This is a genomic window from Azospirillum sp. TSH64 (assembly GCF_003116035.1).
Lineage (GTDB): Bacteria > Pseudomonadota > Alphaproteobacteria > Azospirillales > Azospirillaceae > Azospirillum.
The window spans coordinates 3,360,446-3,362,141 of the sequence record NZ_LGQW01000015.1; the positions used below are offsets into that span (position 1 = coordinate 3,360,446).

1 pseudogene is annotated in these 1,696 nt (G+C 67.6%); it reads right to left on the reverse strand.

Features of this window, described 5'->3' with window-relative positions:
* Window positions 1–1,696: pseudogene (locus tag TSH64_RS16760) on the reverse strand (calcium-binding protein); the annotation flags it as partial.

The window sequence follows — 1,696 nt, forward strand, 5'->3', positions numbered from 1 at the left end:
GTCGTCGCTGTTCGACGGCGGCGTGATCTTCAACCCGGCCAGTTGGTCCGGCGTCAGCGTGATCGAGCCGTTGCTGATGGTCAGCGTGTTGCCGGCCGTGTTGCTGAGGCTGGCGCCGGCCGGGATGCCGCTGATGGTGATGGTCAGCACCTCCGACCCGTCCAGATCGGTCAGCGCCGGGGTGATCGCCAGCGCAATCGCCGTATCTTCATTGCCGCTCGCCGCAGTGACGCTCAGCGTCGGCGTGTCGGTGACCGGATCGACGGTGACGTGCAGGGTCTGGCTCGTCGTCGCGACCGGTGCTGTGCCGTCCTTGGCGATTGCAGTGACCGTCAGGTCGAAATCCACGTCGCTGTTGGCCGGCGGCGTGATCTTCAACCCGGCAAGCTGCTGGGGCGTCAGCGTCCAGGTGGTGGTGCCGTTGCTTTCGGTGACCGAGGTGCCGGCGCTCAACGTCGCTCCCGCCGGAACGCCGGAGATCCGGATGCTCAGCGTCTCCGACCCGTCGGTGTCGGTCAGGGCCGGGCTGATCGACAGCGGAATCGCGGTGTCTTCATCGCCGCGGGCGGCCGATACGGACAGGGTCGGGGTGTCGGACACCGGGTTGACGGTCACCAGCAGCGGCGCACTGGTGCTGGCCGGCGCGGCGCTCCCGTCCTTCGAGGTCGCGGTGACGGTGAGGGTGAAGTCATCGTCACTGTTCAGCGGCGGCGTGATCTTCAGCCCGGCAAGCTGATCGGGGTTCAGGGTGATCGAGCCGTTGCTGACCGTCAGCGTGCCGTTCAGCGTGTTGACGAGCGTCGCACCGGCCGGAATCCCAGAGATGGTGACGGTCAGCACCTCCGACCCGTCGGTGTCGGTCAGCGCCGGCGTGATCGACAGCGCAATCGCGGTGTCCTCGTTGCCCGTCGCCGCCGTGACGCTCAGCGAGGGAGTATCCGACACCGGGCTGACGGTCACCGGCAAGGTCTGGCTGACCGAAACCGGCGTGGCGACGCCGTCCTTGGCGGTCGCGGTGACGGTGAGCGTGAAATCCGCATCGCTGTTCAGCGGCGGCGTGATCTTCAGCCCAGCCAGCTGACTGGGCGTGAGCGTGATCGAGCCGTTGCTGATGGTCAGCGTGTTGCCGGCCGTATTGCTGAGGCTGGCGCCCGCCGGGATGCCGCTGATGGTGATCGTCAGCGTTTCCGACCCGTCAAGATCGGTCAGCGCCGGAGTGATCGACAGCGGGATTGCGGTGTCTTCATTGCCGCTCGCCGCGGTGACGCTCAGAGTCGGCGTGTCGGTGACCGGATCGACGGTGACGTGCAGGGTCTGCGTCGTCGTCGCGACCGGTGCTGTGCCGTCCTTGGCGATTGCAGTGACCGTCAGGTCGAAATCCACGTCGCTGTTGGCCGGCGGCGTAATCTTCAGACCGGCAAGCTGCTGGGGCGACAGGGTCCAGGTGGTGGTGCCGTTGCTTTCGGTGACCGAGGTGCCGGCGCTCAGCGTCGCTCCGGCGGGCACGCCGGCGATGGTGACCGTCAGCGTCTCCGACCCGTCGGTGTCGGTCAGGGCCGGGCTGATCGTCAGCGAAATCGCCGTGTCTTCGTCGCCGCGAGCGGCGGACACGGACAGCGTCGGGGTGTCGGTCACCGGGTTGACGGTCACCGCCAGGGTCTGCGTCACCGAAACCGGAGCGGCAACGCCATCCTTG